Origin of the sequence: Candidatus Tisiphia endosymbiont of Mystacides longicornis, from assembly GCF_964031095.1 — a bacterium.
GTDB lineage: Bacteria > Pseudomonadota > Alphaproteobacteria > Rickettsiales > Rickettsiaceae > Tisiphia.
Genome location: NZ_OZ035004.1, coordinates 904,449 through 917,700 on the forward strand (window position 1 = coordinate 904,449; position 13,252 = coordinate 917,700).

General features: G+C 32.5%; 14 protein-coding genes and 1 pseudogene. 9 read left to right on the forward strand and 6 right to left on the reverse strand.

What is annotated here, in order from left to right:
* Nucleotides 1-228: 228 nt before the first annotated feature.
* Nucleotides 229-495, forward strand: coding sequence for a type II toxin-antitoxin system RelE/ParE family toxin (locus ACQH6S_RS04610; protein WP_425364368.1), 267 nt, complete (start codon nt 229-231; stop codon nt 493-495).
* Between the two features lie 23 nt (nt 496-518).
* Nucleotides 519-809 carry a HigA family addiction module antitoxin gene (locus ACQH6S_RS04615; protein ID WP_094649612.1) on the forward strand — a complete coding sequence of 97 codons (291 nt, stop codon included), beginning with the start codon at nt 519-521 and terminating at the stop codon, nt 807-809.
* Nucleotides 810-888: 79 nt separating this feature from the next.
* Here ACQH6S_RS04615 and ACQH6S_RS04620 read toward each other — a convergent pair.
* From ACQH6S_RS04620 to ACQH6S_RS04630, 3 genes and pseudogenes are all read right to left on the reverse strand, one after another.
* Nucleotides 889-1,083, reverse strand: a pseudogene (locus ACQH6S_RS04620) (IS5-like element ISSoc13 family transposase); the annotation flags it as partial.
* A gap of 147 nt (nt 1,084-1,230) precedes the next feature.
* On the reverse strand, nt 1,231-3,867 hold the full coding sequence (gene polA, locus ACQH6S_RS04625) for a DNA polymerase I (RefSeq protein WP_425360659.1): 2,637 nt from the start codon (nt 3,865-3,867) through the stop codon (nt 1,231-1,233).
* A gap of 7 nt (nt 3,868-3,874) precedes the next feature.
* Nucleotides 3,875-4,108 carry a hypothetical protein gene (locus ACQH6S_RS04630; protein ID WP_425364369.1) on the reverse strand — a complete coding sequence of 78 codons (234 nt, stop codon included), beginning with the start codon at nt 4,106-4,108 and terminating at the stop codon, nt 3,875-3,877.
* An 87-nt stretch (nt 4,109-4,195) separates the two neighbouring features.
* Between ACQH6S_RS04630 and ACQH6S_RS04635 the strand changes: the two genes are divergently transcribed.
* The 4 genes from ACQH6S_RS04635 to ACQH6S_RS04650 all read left to right on the forward strand — a co-directional run bounded on the left by ACQH6S_RS04635 (nt 4,196) and on the right by ACQH6S_RS04650 (nt 5,845).
* Nucleotides 4,196-4,474, forward strand: coding sequence for a CopG family ribbon-helix-helix protein (locus tag ACQH6S_RS04635; protein WP_425360658.1), 279 nt, complete (start codon nt 4,196-4,198; stop codon nt 4,472-4,474).
* Nucleotides 4,474-4,764 carry a type II toxin-antitoxin system RelE/ParE family toxin gene (locus tag ACQH6S_RS04640; RefSeq protein WP_425360657.1) on the forward strand — a complete coding sequence of 97 codons (291 nt, stop codon included), beginning with the start codon at nt 4,474-4,476 and terminating at the stop codon, nt 4,762-4,764. Before ACQH6S_RS04635 ends, ACQH6S_RS04640 begins: the two co-directional genes overlap by 1 nt.
* Nucleotides 4,765-5,185: 421 nt before the next feature.
* Nucleotides 5,186-5,530: a type II toxin-antitoxin system RelE/ParE family toxin gene (locus ACQH6S_RS04645; RefSeq protein WP_425360656.1), complete on the forward strand. Its 345-nt coding sequence runs from the start codon at nt 5,186-5,188 to the stop codon at nt 5,528-5,530.
* 9 nt (nt 5,531-5,539) lie between these two features.
* Nucleotides 5,540-5,845: a helix-turn-helix domain-containing protein gene (locus ACQH6S_RS04650; protein WP_239832795.1), complete on the forward strand. Its 306-nt coding sequence runs from the start codon at nt 5,540-5,542 to the stop codon at nt 5,843-5,845.
* 62 nt (nt 5,846-5,907) lie between these two features.
* Here the strand turns inward: ACQH6S_RS04650 and ACQH6S_RS04655 are convergent, their stop codons facing one another.
* Nucleotides 5,908-7,185 (reverse strand): MFS transporter, encoded by a 1,278-nt coding sequence (locus tag ACQH6S_RS04655; RefSeq protein ID WP_375333304.1) that lies wholly within the window; start codon nt 7,183-7,185, stop codon nt 5,908-5,910.
* A gap of 130 nt (nt 7,186-7,315) precedes the next feature.
* Between ACQH6S_RS04655 and ACQH6S_RS04660 the strand changes: the two genes are divergently transcribed.
* The 3 genes from ACQH6S_RS04660 to ACQH6S_RS04670 all read left to right on the forward strand — a co-directional run bounded on the left by ACQH6S_RS04660 (nt 7,316) and on the right by ACQH6S_RS04670 (nt 9,380).
* On the forward strand, nt 7,316-8,260 hold the full coding sequence (locus tag ACQH6S_RS04660) for an Rpn family recombination-promoting nuclease/putative transposase (RefSeq protein WP_425360655.1): 945 nt from the start codon (nt 7,316-7,318) through the stop codon (nt 8,258-8,260).
* Between the two features lie 205 nt (nt 8,261-8,465).
* Entirely contained in the window at nt 8,466-8,879 is a 414-nt protein-coding gene (locus tag ACQH6S_RS04665; RefSeq protein ID WP_094649490.1) for a DedA family protein, read from the forward strand.
* A 102-nt stretch (nt 8,880-8,981) separates the two neighbouring features.
* Nucleotides 8,982-9,380, forward strand: a complete 399-nt coding sequence (locus ACQH6S_RS04670; protein ID WP_425360653.1) for an MliC family protein — start codon at nt 8,982-8,984, stop codon at nt 9,378-9,380.
* 11 nt (nt 9,381-9,391) lie between these two features.
* On the opposite strand, the gene ACQH6S_RS04675 is transcribed toward ACQH6S_RS04670, so the two are convergent.
* Together ACQH6S_RS04675 and aspS are read right to left on the reverse strand one after the other, a co-directional pair.
* Nucleotides 9,392-10,669, reverse strand: a complete 1,278-nt coding sequence (locus tag ACQH6S_RS04675) for an MFS transporter (RefSeq protein ID WP_425360652.1) — start codon at nt 10,667-10,669, stop codon at nt 9,392-9,394.
* A 12-nt stretch (nt 10,670-10,681) separates the two neighbouring features.
* Nucleotides 10,682-12,496 carry an aspartate--tRNA ligase gene (aspS, locus tag ACQH6S_RS04680; protein WP_425360651.1) on the reverse strand — a complete coding sequence of 605 codons (1,815 nt, stop codon included), beginning with the start codon at nt 12,494-12,496 and terminating at the stop codon, nt 10,682-10,684.
* Nucleotides 12,497-13,252: the final 756 nt, after the last annotated feature.

A 13,252-nucleotide genomic window follows, 5' to 3' on the forward strand; every position in this document is an offset into this window, starting at 1 on the left:
ATAATACCTCAGAGCATTTTTAGATACCTGCCTACGCGGGAATGACAAATTTTGCGTTTAAAGATAGATGTCGTGATTCGGATATATTCAAATTTCCTTCAAACAACCTACTATTTATAAGCTCTGCAAAAAACTTGATTATTGAGTGAGAGATTAACCAGACGATAATTATCTTGATAACTATAACGTTATATGTTACAATTATGATAAGGCAATATTATTTATGATATGATCAAAACTTTCAGCCATAAAGGTCTAAGCAATTTCTTTAATTATGGTGATACTACAAAAATACAAAGTGATCATATAAAAAAACTCAGATTGTTATTGGCTAACTTAAATGCTGCAACTAAGGTAGAAAACATGAATTTACCAGGACTCGGACTGCACAAGCTGCAAGGCAATATGAAAGACTTCTGGTCAGTTAAAATTAATGGTAATTGGCGTCTGATATTTCATTTTAGTAATGGAGATGCCTATGACGTTGATATTTAGATTATCATTAAAGCAAGGTATATATGTTCAATCCTCCACACCCAGGTAGTATATTAAAAGAGTTGTATTTAGAACCTTTAAATTTAACTGTCACTGAAGCATCTATATCGCTTGGAGTTACCCGTAAAACTTTATCATTCCTGATCAACGAAAAATCTAGTATCAGTTCTTCTATGGCTATTCGTTTATCTGCCGCATTTCCAAACACAAGCCCTGAATACTGGCTTAATCTTCAACAACAGTATGATATTTGGAATGCCAAAAAAAATATTGATGTTTCTCATATTAAAATATTACTTCACATGTCTGCTTAAATTAAAAGTAGTGAAGGAAAAGATTTGTTTGGAAAGGATTAATAAGAAATTATTTTACTAGGTTCTGTTGACAAAATTTTTAACGTAACCATATTAAAGCTCCAACAAAATTTAGAAAGGCTAAAAAGGTGGCTGGGGCTTTATCAAACCTAGAAAAAAATATACGCCTAAAATGTTTGATTTTCCCAAAGAAACATTCAATTAAATGGCGTTCTTTATAAATATGTTTATCATATTCACGTTGTACTTTACGATTAGATTTTGGTGGTATAATAACCTATCTACATCTACTTTAACATGATCCATTAAAGCTTTCCATATGCCTTTGTCAACCCATCTCTTAAATCTGAGAATTAGTATAGATACATCAAGACTATATGGATTGCTTCGTAGGCTTATGCCTCCTAGCTAATAGACAGAATTAATTGACTATAGTATGCATATTTATCCAATTATCTCCTACCTTGGTTTCGACAATGAGCGGAACCATTAATTTAGATGAATTTTCCATAGTAGTTTTAATTAGTTGTGTCGCTAATTCTACTTCATCAATGGGCGATTCAAAAAGTAATTCATCGTGGATTTGTAAGATTAGCTTGGTTTTCAATTTTAGTTGTTGAATTTTACGGTCAAGATCAATCATCGCTATTTTGATTATGTCGGCACTAGTCCCTTGGATTGGAGCGTTGATTGCTGCCCTTTCGGCAAATTGCTGTAAAGAATGTTTTTTATCATAAATTAAGGGAATAAAGCACTTTCGCCCGAAGAGATTCAGGACATAACCATGCTCTCTGGCGTAGTTTTTTGTATATTCCATATATTTTTGAATTTCTGGATATTCTTCAAAATATTTCTTTATATATTCAGCTGCTTGTGTAGAGCTAATATGTAACTGCTTTGCTAGTCCAAAAGCACTAATACCATAGATAATGCCAAAATTTATAGCTTTTGCTTTATGCCGATGTTCGGAAGTTAACTGCTCTTTAGTAATTTTAAATATATTACAAGCGGTTTTACTATGAATATCCTCACCATTAACAAAAGCTTGTTTTAAAGAAGGTATATCTGCCATGCTACTTAATATTCGCAGTTCAATCTGTGAATAGTCTGCTGAAATTAATTTATGCTTATCTTCTGCAATAAAAGCTGCTCTGATTTTATTACCTTCTTTCGAGCGAATTGGTACATTTTGTAAATTGGGTTCTTGAGAACTAAGCCTACCAGTACTAGTTGAAGTTTGTAAAAATGTTGTATGCACCCTATGAGTTATCGGATTTACTTGCATAGGTAAACTATCCGTATAGGTATTTTTTAATTTAGTAAAGTGACGCCATTTTAGCAATAAATCAGCAATAGCAAAGCCACTTTCGCTAATTTTTTCAAGAATTTCTGCACTAGTAGAATAAGATTTTGCTTTTGATGACAATTTGCCAAAGGGTAATTGCATTTTTTCAAATAAAATTTCCCCCAGTTGCTTTGGTGAAGCGATGTTAAACTTTGTTCCGGTAATAGCAAAAATATTATGTTCTAATTGAGTAATTTCACTGCCAAATTCATCCGATAATTGTTTAAGATATGGTGAATTGACCTTAACCCCAATTTTTTCCATTTTATCTATTATATAACATAAAGGTAAATCAATATCTCGATATAGTGTTAAGGCATGGTTATCTTTTAGTTCTAGCAACAGTTTTTGGTAATTATCACTAAAGCCAGTAACTACTCTCGCTAAATTGTCTAAACTATCCTGCTGTATTCCATCAAATGGATTCTTCTGAGGCTTGCCAGCAGAAATTAGATATTGCATTAGTTCAAGATCTTCACATGAATATACTTCATTATCGATAAAGAATTTTAATAATGATTTAACCTTATAGGTGATTTTCTTAATAGATTTATTCTTTAGCAATTGAAGAATATCAGCCATAAACCATTGTTCCAGGTAATTTTGACGAAAATCGTAAGCAAGTAAATCAGACATATTGCCAGAAATTTTAGCAATAAACTTAATATTGTAGCATTTACCATCAATTGATAAAATTATAGAAGGAGTTTGCCCAGGGTAATCGGATAAATGAATATTGACAATCCCATATTCTTCTGCCTTAGTTAGCATAGCATCAAGCTGTTGTTGAGAAGCAACTTCTTGAATTATAATTTGCTTAGTAGGTAAAGATTCGTTGGTAATTTGTATTTGGAATAAGTTCTCCACTCTTTTATTTAGAGATTTAAAACCATATTCTACCAGAAAATCAGATATTTGTTTGCTATCAGGTTGGGTATACTGCAATAAACTAAAATCTAAATCGATATCAACATTATAATCTAGACTAAATAATTGCCAGGAAATTAAGGCTAAATCTTTTGAGGAGCTGATGATTGCTCTCTGGCGATCGTTAGTGATTTGATCGAGTGAATTTAATAGCTCTGCTAATGAACCAAATTGTTTAATAAGTGTTGCTGCAGTTTTAGGACCAATGCTTGGCACGCCTGGTATATTATCAGACTTATCGCCGATCAACGCCATTACTTCCCTGATTTTACTTGGTTCTACACCAAATTTCTCTATCACGTCATCTTCGGAAATATATTTTGCTTTTATTGGGTCATACATTTTAGTATGCGAATTAATTAATTGCATTAAATCTTTATCAGAAGAAATAATGATAGTATTTTGTTGTAATGCAGAAGCTTTATGGGCTAAAGTGGCAATTATATCATCTGCTTCATAACCAGCTTTCTCAATCATTGGAAAATTTAGGCTATTTGCTGCAAGGCGAATAAGTGGTAATTGACTCTTTAAATCCTCTGGTATAGGGGGTCTATTTGCTTTATATTGCTGATAAATTTGATGACGAAAATTCTTACCACCAGAATCAAAAACTACAATAGCATGTTCTGGCTTAAAATCATTCAATAGCTTTAACAACATTGAAGTAAAACCATAAAGTGCTCCAACAGCTAAGCCACTCGGAGAAGTTAATGGTGGCTGAACATGGTAGGCTCTAAAGATAAATCCGTAGCCATCAATTATTAATAAAGTATTTTTATTAGTCATTTTGTTATTAGGTCAAATTGTTATATTTATGTATACTCAAATGATTTGAAGAATTGGCTCCGTAAAACTTCGGGGTATTCGCGTGCTCACGTACTTCATGTACGCTCCGCTCGCTCACCCCTTGTTTTACGTTCCAATTCTCCAAATCATTTGAGTATAGTATACAACAATTATAATCTGCACTAAGCTTTATTAGTAATAATTTTATAAATAATGAGAAGTTGGTAACGTTGTCTCTCATCGATTGACTATAACATGGATTGCAAACACAAAACAAGTAATGTATAGTATTACCTATAAATACTTAATACTATAAAGGAGAATTCGTATGAAAAGAGCTGATGAGAATATTGTAGTAAGCGTTAAAATTGCCCCGCAAATTAAGAAGAGGTTGCAAGTACTTGGTAAAATTAAGCAACGTTCAACACACTGGCTGATGAAGGAGGCAATTACTAATTATCTTAAATTAGAGGAACATGAGGAACAATTAAAACAAGAGACTATAAAGCGTTGGCAAGAAATGCAAGAAGGTAAATTTTTAGGAAATGACAAAATAACTGAGTGGCTTGATAGATGGGGAAGTGATAAAGAAGAGGAAAGACCTTAATGGAAAGATTAGTATGGTTGGAATCGGCAATTACAGATTTGGTACGGCTAAGAAAATTCATTGATAAAAATAATCCTAATGCTGCAAAGAGAGTGGCAGAAGTAATAAAGAAAGCAGTTATCGAACTTATAGAATTTCCTTTAATAGGTAAACCTGTGACTAATCTAATAGATTATAGGGATTTATATATTCGATTTGGCTTATCAGGTTACATACTACGATATCGAATATATGATGATACTATTTATGTAGTTCATATCAGACATGCTAAGGAAATAGAATTTAAATAATAAAAAAGAAATACCAATGTTCGACAGTTGTGCCATTCTAGGAAGCTACCTACGATTTATAGTCAATTGATGAGAAGTTGGTGACGTCGTCACTCTAATGCTCGCCTATTACTTATAGGCGTCAGCAAGAAAATAAAGTAGAAAAGTCGTCTATTAGCGAGCCACCGTAGGTGGCGTGGCAATCGATTTCTAATCACTTTTCTTGATTGCTTCGTGACCTTACGGTCTCCTCGCAATGACGGTTTCTCAATTATTGTTTTCTTAATTGCTGACGCTTATGCGTGTTCGTACAGATTACGCCGATGAGGCTATACCCACATAGATATTAAAATACAGCCTTGTGCGAAATCTTTGCAGAAATATTTACAGTTCCCTTACTTAGCTCTTGACATAAGTATGCCAATGGCATATCGTGTATTTTATGGATACAAAACTTATTTCAATTGTTGAACTTCCAGAATTTCAAAAATTTGCTAAGGATTACTTGAGTGAAAAAGAATGTATGGAAATTATTAACTATATAGCAGCGAATCCTAATCAGGGAAATATAATAAGAGGTACTGGTGGTATTAGAAAATTAAGATTTGCTCTAACTAACAATAAAGGTAAAATTGGAGGAATGAGAATAATTTATTTTTATCATAATGAAAATATGCCGGTCTTTTTAATAACTGGTTTTATAAAAAGCAAAATGGAGAATATTAGTCAGGATACTTGTAACGAATTAAAAAACCTGAGTAAGACTTTAATAAAATTATATAATTAGGAAAAAAATATGAGTACAAAAGAATTTAATCGAACTGAAAAAAGTATTCTAGCTGGAATGCAAGAAGCGATCCTATATTCTAAAGGTCGGCTAAAAGCAAAAAAACACAATATTTCATTACCAAATATTGATGTATATGAGGCAAGAGATCACCTCAAACTAACTCAGAAACAATTTGCTGCAGCATTTGGAATTAGCATTGCAACACTACGTAATTGGGAACAAGGGCGTAGATCACCAACTGGGGCAGCAAAGGTACTTCTTAAGATTATTCAAAAGGAACCTGAAATTGTAAAACAAGTTTTAAGAGGTTAAATTATTTGTACTAATTTCCTGGATCAACTTCGTCGGCTTGTGCCTCTTCGCAATGACGTTTGTTAGGCTGAAACAGGTTCTTCCACAAATCCCTTGATTGATATTTTATTTGACTTTTTAGACAAACAGCAAAAGCCGATAATTCCGATAAGACAACAAATGGGAACTATAGAAATTGCCACAATAAAATCATAGTGACTATAAATAGGAGTGCCAGATTCACTCAGTAAGCCGTCCCAATTATAAGAGATTAAATAACTCATAATTTTGTGAAAGAAATGCCCAAAAGACATGTTGATACAGTTGACTATCGCAACGGCAAGTCCAATAGATTTCTCCGTAACAAGGTTACTGACAATGGTAAAGATTAGAACCTGATAACAACAAAAAATTCCTAATAAAAACATTAAAGAACTACTAGTAAAGAAATTTAATGAAGGACAATATAATAGAATGATAAAAATTACTATTGTCAGTAATCCAGTGATAGTTATTATAGCATCAGATGATTTTACTAAATTAGCAATAAGAGCAAGTATTGGACCGCCAAGACACATCCCTATATAAACAAATGAGGTAGCTAAGTTACTATCCATATCATTCATTTGATAAATTTGTTTGAAAAATGGAATAGCCCATACATCAGCAAAACCTTCCAATGCTCCTACCATTAAACCACCAAAAATCCCGATTAACAGAATAGTAGGGTTTAATAAGAGTTTCAATATCGATAATTCGGAATCTAGAGTAGTAGTAGAATTGCTACTTACATCATCATTTTTTATCAATAAAATCATTAGTCCAATAATAAATCCGATGGCAGCTAAACTATTAAAAGTTACGTCATAACCAAAATGGGTGAATAATAGTTTCATTGGAGTAATAGCAAATACTGCTCCAATTAAGCCAAAAGTAAAAGAAAGCCCTAGCATTACGGAGTGGTATTTAGCTGGAAAACAGCTTCTAGTAATTTTAGCTACTGATAAAAACCCAACAGCAGAACCAGCTCCAATCATAAATCTACCAATGAGTAAATAATTGAAATTTTCGCTGGCAACAAAAGTTAAAGTACCAAGAGAAGTAACCAAGATAGATATGAATGTAACAATTCTAAAGTTAAATTTATCGAGCATTATGCCAATTGGTATTTGCATCCCTGCATAACCTAAATAATAATATCCAGCAACTGTACCAAATGCTATGGTATCAATGGCAAATTTTTGCATAATTTCTTCTCTAAGAATTCCAGTCGAAAGTCTTAATATAAATTGAAAGGCAAAAAACATGCTGGCAAGAGACCATAATAAAAATGGTTTTTTCAAGGATAGAGCTGTATTCATAAAAAATTTAAATTATAATAACGTTGTATTTTAAGGTGTTAAATTATAGTATTAAATAGTATTTTGTCAAACCTTTATAAACTAGGAGGTTGTAGGAAATAACTAAAGTAATTAATAGGGAAATGGTATTATGACTCCAGACAAACCAAAGCATGACGAAATTTTTCGCAAATCTATGGAGAATCCAATAGTTGCTAAAGAATTTTTGGCAACTCATTTGCCGAAGGATGTGTTGGCTTTAATCGATAATACATCTTTAAAATTAGAAAAAGATAGTTTTATTGAACCAGACCTTTCTGAAACTATTTCAGATGTATTATTTTCTGTTAAGTTTAATGATCAGGATGGCTATATTTTTTTGCTATTGGAACATCAAAGTACTGTTGATAAAATGATGGCGTTTAGGTTATTTAAATATATGATTAATATTTGTGATCGATATTTAACTACTAATCCTAAAGCTAAACGTCTTCCATTAATTTATCCCCTAATACTTTATAATGGCAAGAAGAAATATAACGCATCGCTCAATATATGGAATTTATTTAGCCATCCAGATTTAGCCAGAGGCTTTTGGACAAATGATTGTCAGCTTATTAACGTACATGATATCCCCGATGAGGAGCTAAAGAAAAAAGTATGGTCTGGGATTTTGTTATTTTTCCTCAAACACATCCACGAACGTCAATTACTGAAAAGATGGCAGGAAATTTCTCATCTCTTGCCTAAATTGAGTAAAATAACAATAGGTCATGACCACATAAGAAATCTATTGAGCTATACTTTGACCTTTATTGAGCAAAGTGATAAAATAGAGTTAGAAAAAATATTAAAAAATAGTTTAACTAAAGAAAAAGGAGAAGAACTTATGCCTAGTATAGCTCAAGTATGGAAAGAAGAAGGGATTCAAATCGGAGTGCAAGATGGTATTAAAATCGGAGTACAGGATGGTATTAGAATCGGAGAAGCTAAATTAATAAAAATGATGATAAATAATGGTAGCTCTATTGAAGAAATAGCGAGAATTACTGGACTATCTATTACTAAAATCAATGAATTACTGAAAGTACAGTAAACTGGCACTTATTAGCAAGGCATTACTTTAGTAGCGACTGAAGCCAAAGGTAGAGTCGAAGGTAAAACCGAAGCAATGAAAGCTATAGCAAAAACTATGCTACTTAAACATAAGGCAGAGCAAATCGAGAGAGTAAAATGACTGACCCTCGAATTGTTAGGCTCTGTCATTTTTGAATTTATAATTGCTGAGACTAGTTTGAATTATGGAGCAGTTTGAAGCCTATTCGTTATTATTTACCGATAGTTTAGTAGGTAATTTAGTTATAAGTTTAGATAGTGAACTAATTGTTCATTCTATGAAAATGTTTGGTGTTTATAATAATTTAATAATAGTGGTGGTAGCAACTATTGCTTCATTAGTTGCTACTAGTATAAATTATTTTTTTGGTATAATGTTATGGAGAATTTTTTATTTTTCTAAAAATACCCAGATTCATACTAACCAGCAATTATTATCTCAGTTTTTTTTTAAATATAACATATTGATATTATGGCTTATATTCATACCATTATGGGGAAAATTCATTCCTTTAATTGCCGGCTTTACTAAAATAAATTTTATAAGGGTTTTAGCTATTAGTGGTGTTATAAAATTATGTTATTATATAGTCAGTTGATGAGAAGTTGGTGACGTTATAAATCCGATTAGTATTTAGCCTCAGTTATAAGCTCTGCAAAAAACTTGATTATCGAGTATAACAGAAAAACAAGGTAAAATTATGAAAATAAATAAAACTAGTTTAGAACTATTTCAAAATAATCTGATAATAATTACTATTTTTTTAGTAATTATATTTATAATTCTTGTTTCTTGCAAAAGTTATAAAGATCAAGAAAATTTAATTATTCCTGGGAATGGGAATTTACAAGTTGAGAATGTAAATTATAGCTGTATAGATGGAAGGAAAATAAATATACGGTATTTGAATAAGGGAGCTAATACTTTAGCGATTATTCCAATTGCAGAAGAAAATCAAATTTTAATTTTTACTGGTAGGGTATCAGCTAGTGGAGTACTATATGGGGCAAATCAATATGAATGGCATACAAAAAATAAAACAGCTATACTCCGTAATATAAACACTGATAGTACAGTATTTTGTGATGAAATAGAATAATATAACTGAGTTTATAGCTGTATGCTAATATCAGGCTGTAATTTGATTTTTCTTTTATAATCTTTCTCAAAACGCTTTACCATCAAATAGGCTAATATCACAAAGAAAATAAGATATATCATGGGGAATAATTTAAAGTTTAGATATCTCATTAATACTAGACATACATAATTTGCACTGCCAGACATCAACATTGCCCCCATAGTATGACCAAGACTTATTGCCCGGTAGCGATCATTAACAGCAAAAGCTTTTATCATAGTACCATGGGCAAGAGCATTGAAAGGGGCAACAAAACATGCAAGCATTAAACAAGAACCTAAAGCCAAATTAACCATTTGATAATTAACCGAAATAATAAATAATAAACTAGCTACAAGTGTACCAAATAGACTGATCTTAAACACTATCATTTGATTAAATCGATCAGCAAATAAGCCAGAAATAGGCATAGCAATTGCAAAACACACAGTTATCAGAACTGAAAAAACACTCATAATGAAACTAGTTTGTGGTAGAATCATAGGCAAATATTGTTTCATAAACATAATGGATAGTTGATAAGTCACACCAAATCCACCAGCAAGAAATACTACCATCAAAATAATCCGCCACTGTTTGTTAACTAAAGTAGCTAGGCTTTGAACCCTTATTCCATTTGCTTGATTTTTCTTAAATTCCGGTGTTTCATCTAATTTACGACGGAAATATAGAGTAACTAAAGCTAAAGGTAAACTAATTAAGAAAGGAATACGCCAACCCCAATCTGGAAAAATATGGGAACTAAAAAAATTGCTTGCCCCAATTCCTAGTAATAAGCCTAAAACTCCAGTACAACGAGTTATCGCCGAAGCGGTATATCGATATTTCTCTCCTAAATGTTCGATAACGTAAATAGCTGCTCCGTCATATTCTCCAGCTACAAAAATACCTTGTATAATACGACACAAAACCAGAATTACCGTACTCCAAACCCCAATAGACGAGTAGTCTGGCAAACATCCTATAATCATAGTAGGTATCACAATTCCTATTATAGTAATAGTTAACGCCGTCTTACGCCCATAAATATCCCCTATACGTCCAAAAATTAGCGAACCAATAGGTTTTGAGAGATATGCCATCGCATAAACAGCAAAAGTATTTATTAGACTAGTTATATAATCAGTATTTGGAAAAAATTTAACAGCAATAATTCCAGCAGAAAAACCGTATAAACTATAGTCGTAATATTCAACTATTGTTCCTAGGAATGCTCCTATAATTTTATTTTTTGTTTTTTCTTTCACTTCTCATCTTATTTAAGCTCCTTCAGCTAGTAATTTATTTCTGACTGAAGGTGATAAGTTAATATTAAGCTCCTTTAAAGCTTTTTCATCAATATAATCAGGAGCATTCATCAATAAATCTTCCGCCTGTTGATTTAGTGGGAAAGCTATCACCTCTCTAATATTGGTTGAATCGGTTAATAACATAACGATTCTATCTATGCCAGGGGCTATTCCACCATGTGGCGGAGCACCAAATTTAAACGCTCTGATCATTCCGCCAAATCTTTTATCAACAATTTCTGGAGGGTATCCAGCAATCTCAAAAGCTTTATACATTATTTCCGGTTTATGATTTCTAATTGCTCCACTAGATAATTCAATACCATTACAAACAATATCATATTGATATGCTTTAATGGCAAGTAGATCATCTACTGTTTTAGCTGACTCTAATATCTCCATACCACCTTGGGGCATAGAAAATGGATTATGGCTAAAATCTATTTTTTTAGTTTGGTCATTTAATTCATAAAATGGAAAATCTATTATCCAACAAAACTCAAAACAATCTTTTTTAAGTAAAGCTAAATCATCGCCTAATTTAGTTCGAATCTTACCAGCAAGTTTAGAGGCTTTATCAACTTTATCACAGGTAAAGAAGACAGTGTCACCATTTTGTAGATTTGCTAAAGACTTTAAATTTAATAGTTGCTCCTCTGTTAAAAATTTAACAATAGGTCCTTTAACTTGTCCATCTTCTAGAAACTGGATGTAACCAAGCCCACTTGCCCCCTCGGAAATTGCAAATTCTGCCATTTTGTCAAAGAAGCTTCTCGGTAAAGTAGAAGTTTTAGGAGCTGGTACCGCTCTTACAACATAGCCATTTTTTATATTTTCTTTAAAGATAGTAAAATTAGACTCTCTAAATAATTCGGTAACATCGGCAATGATTAGCGGATTTCTAAGGTCTGGCTTATCAGTACCATATTTTAACATTGCTTCTTCATATGGAATCTGGACAAAAGGGGTATTTGATACTGTCTTATCAGAAAATTTGCTAAATATTTCATACATCACCGGTTCAATAGTATTAAATATATCTTCCTGCGTAACAAAAGACATTTCTATATCCAATTGATAAAATTCACCTGGCGATCTATCAGCTCTTGCATCCTCATCTCTAAAACAAGGAGCTATCTGAAAATAACGATCAAATCCTGATACCATAAGCAATTGTTTGAATTGCTGAGGAGCTTGCGGTAAAGCATAAAATTTCCCAGGGTGTAATCGGCTGGGTACTAAGAAGTCCCTAGCCCCTTCTGGTGAACTGGCAGTTAAGATTGGTGTTTGAAATTCAGTAAAACCACCCTGCGTCATAATCTGACGTAGATGAGCAATAATTTGCGATCTTAGCATAATGTTATTATGCAACTTTTCACGCCTAAGATCTAGGAAACGATATTTTAGCCTAGTTTCTTCGGGAGAAATTTGTTCAGAATTCACCAATAATGGTAAAGCTTCGGCATTAGACTCAATTATAAACTCACTTACCAATATTTCAATTTTACCGGTCGTTAATGAATCATTTATTGTGTCATCAAGCCTTGCTACTACTTCACCAACAATAGTTATAACCGATTCATACCTTAACCGACTAGCAGCATCCATTAAACTTGGGTCTTGATCAGTAAATACTAATTGGCTGATACCAAAATGATCCCTAAGATCAATAAATACCAAATTACCATGATCCCTTCTTCTATGTACCCAGCCAGATAATTTTACTCTTTTTCCGACATCACTCAATCGCAATTCATTACAATTATGCGTTCTATATTTATGCATTTTACTCAACATATTTATTCTGTTTCTATACCCAAGCGATCTAAGTATATAGATATATAAAATATATCCACATTAGGCAATAGGCTTTTTATTAAATTCCATCCTTCCTATATAATAATATATCATAAAAATCAACTACACTAATACTTGAAATCAAGTTTTTTTTGCAAAATGGGCTGGAATGACAAATTACAACTTAGTGTCACCCCTGCTTTGGTGCGGGGTCTAGATTCCCGCCTACTCACATAAGCGTTAGTTTAAGAAAACAATAATTGAAAAACCGTCATTGCGAGCTGATATATCCCCACGAAATTAAGCATGACAAAGCTCCGTCTTTATAATAGATGCAAGGGGTTCTACCAATGGTTTTATGGCATGCAAATAATTAAATTCAATAATAAATTTCCCAAGAGTACAATGCGAAATCATTTAATACTGTTTTTACATCCATAACCTACTATCTCCATCATCATTAAATAATGATGATATTCTATCAATTCTTGCTATTTTGCAACAATTTCGTGGGGATATATCAGATTGCGAGGAGACCTTAGGTCGACGAAGCAATCCACAAAAGTAACCAAAGATGGATTGCCACGCCACCTACGGTGGCTCGTAATGACGACTTATTTTCTTAAGCTGACGCCTATGTACCACAACTGTTGAAAGTTAGAAGAGGAAGCGGTTTTAGACCGGATAGTTTAAAAATCGTATGTGGTCAACGTCTATTAGCGAGAAAGACCTTAGGTCGACGAA

Coding starts and splice junctions, on each gene's coding strand:
- ACQH6S_RS04610 (WP_425364368.1), top strand. CDS start 229: ATGATCAAAACTTTCAGCCATAAAGGTCTAAGCAATTTCTTTAATTAT.
- ACQH6S_RS04615 (WP_094649612.1), top strand. CDS start 519: ATGTTCAATCCTCCACACCCAGGTAGTATATTAAAAGAGTTGTATTTA.
- polA (WP_425360659.1), bottom strand. CDS start 3,867: ATGACTAATAAAAATACTTTATTAATAATTGATGGCTACGGATTTATC.
- ACQH6S_RS04630 (WP_425364369.1), bottom strand. CDS start 4,108: ATGAGAGACAACGTTACCAACTTCTCATTATTTATAAAATTATTACTA.
- ACQH6S_RS04635 (WP_425360658.1), top strand. CDS start 4,196: ATGAAAAGAGCTGATGAGAATATTGTAGTAAGCGTTAAAATTGCCCCG.
- ACQH6S_RS04640 (WP_425360657.1), top strand. CDS start 4,474: ATGGAAAGATTAGTATGGTTGGAATCGGCAATTACAGATTTGGTACGG.
- ACQH6S_RS04645 (WP_425360656.1), top strand. CDS start 5,186: ATGGATACAAAACTTATTTCAATTGTTGAACTTCCAGAATTTCAAAAA.
- ACQH6S_RS04650 (WP_239832795.1), top strand. CDS start 5,540: ATGAGTACAAAAGAATTTAATCGAACTGAAAAAAGTATTCTAGCTGGA.
- ACQH6S_RS04655 (WP_375333304.1), bottom strand. CDS start 7,185: ATGAATACAGCTCTATCCTTGAAAAAACCATTTTTATTATGGTCTCTT.
- ACQH6S_RS04660 (WP_425360655.1), top strand. CDS start 7,316: ATGACTCCAGACAAACCAAAGCATGACGAAATTTTTCGCAAATCTATG.
- ACQH6S_RS04665 (WP_094649490.1), top strand. CDS start 8,466: ATGGAGCAGTTTGAAGCCTATTCGTTATTATTTACCGATAGTTTAGTA.
- ACQH6S_RS04670 (WP_425360653.1), top strand. CDS start 8,982: ATGAAAATAAATAAAACTAGTTTAGAACTATTTCAAAATAATCTGATA.
- aspS (WP_425360651.1), bottom strand. CDS start 12,496: ATGCATAAATATAGAACGCATAATTGTAATGAATTGCGATTGAGTGAT.